Origin of the sequence: Pseudooceanicola lipolyticus (genome assembly GCF_002786325.1) — a bacterium.
Taxonomy (GTDB): domain Bacteria; phylum Pseudomonadota; class Alphaproteobacteria; order Rhodobacterales; family Rhodobacteraceae; genus Pseudooceanicola_C; species Pseudooceanicola_C lipolyticus.
The window spans coordinates 1-1,259 of sequence record NZ_PGTB01000352.1 but is presented as its reverse complement, the minus strand read 5'-3'; the positions used below and the strand labels follow the sequence as shown (position 1 = coordinate 1,259).

The window sequence follows — 1,259 nt, the reverse complement described above, 5'->3', positions numbered from 1 at the left end:
GTGCGCCGGGTGTCGCGCGCCAGTGCGGCGCGGGCCTCGGCATCGGCGGTGGCATCCAGCACCGCCATCCGGGCCTGTTGTGCGGCCAGTTCCGCGCGCAGCGCGCGCTCGGTGCCGGACAGGAAGTCCAGCGTCGCCTGCGCCTCGCTGATGCGCATCGCGGCGCTCAGCCGGATCAGCCGGTGCGACAGTTCCTGGGCGATCAGCCGGGCCTGTTCCGGCACCGGCAGTTCCGCCGAGATCACCACCACGGTCGACTCGGATGCGCCACCGCCCCAGTCGATGCGCAGCGCCTCGCGCAGCTGCGCCGCCTTTTGCGCCCCGCTCAGCTGCGGCTGGTCGGGAAACAGGTCATAAGCGCGGGCGATCTCGGACAGGGTGGCGGTGGTCAGCAGCCGTTCGCGCAGCAGCGGCAGTCCGGTGGCCAGCGGCGCGCCGACACTGGTGGCGGCCAGGTCGTCCGAGACCTTGGGCGGCGCGATCTGCAGCACCTCGACCGAGCGGTAGACCGGGGCCTGTGACAGGCCGAAGGTGGCCGAGACAAGGAAGCCGACCACCATGATGAGAATCATCATGGCCGCACGGCGCTGCACCATATCGGCGATGTCGTCGAAAGAAGCGATGGGGCCCATCAGTATTCTACCTTTTGCCCGGAGCAGTGCGCCGGGGTCTTCATCTTACGCGTGAATCGGGGTTGGCCCCGCCAGCCGGGCCTGGTTCAGCACCACGCCCAGCACCTTGGTTTGTCCGTTCAGCCCGCGTTCGCAGGCGGCGATGTGGTCCGGCAGCGTCTGGGTGCCATCGGCAACCAGCAGCACGCCATCGACCTGCGGCAGGAAAGCGGCAAGGTCGTCATGGTCCAGCAGCGGCGGCAGGTCGCAGAGCAGCACATCGGGCATCAGCCGGTCCATCAAATCGCCGATGGCGGCGGCGCAGCTGTCGCTTTGCAGCAGGTCGGCGGGATCGGCTTCGGTGGCCTGGGTCAGGCCCAGCGCCAGCCGGTCGCTGATTCGCAGCATGTGGTCGGCCGGCCGCACCTGCCCGCGCAGAAAGCCCCCCATGTCGCCGGCGCGGTGCAGTTCGAGCGCCGTGGCCAGGCCGGGGCGGCGCAGGTTCAGGTCCAGCAGCGCGGTGCGGCTGCCGGGCACGCGGGCCAGGCTGAGTGCCAGGTGAATCGCCGAAAAGGTGGTGCCGCAGCCGCGCGTCGGCGCGGCGATGGCCACCCGGCTCCAGCCATGCGACTTCAGCGTCTTCAGCAG

Annotated in this window: 1 protein-coding gene and 1 pseudogene; both read right to left on the bottom strand. The window is 70.3% G+C overall.

Translation table 11 applies throughout. From position 1 onward, the window contains the following. A pseudogene (locus tag CVM52_RS25840) lies at positions 1-632 on the bottom strand (hypothetical protein); the annotation flags it as partial. Positions 633-677: 45 nt separating this feature from the next. Beyond that, positions 678-1,259, bottom strand: a 582-nt coding sequence (locus CVM52_RS27300; protein WP_172721102.1) for a P-loop NTPase family protein, incomplete at its 5' end; no start/stop codon positions are given.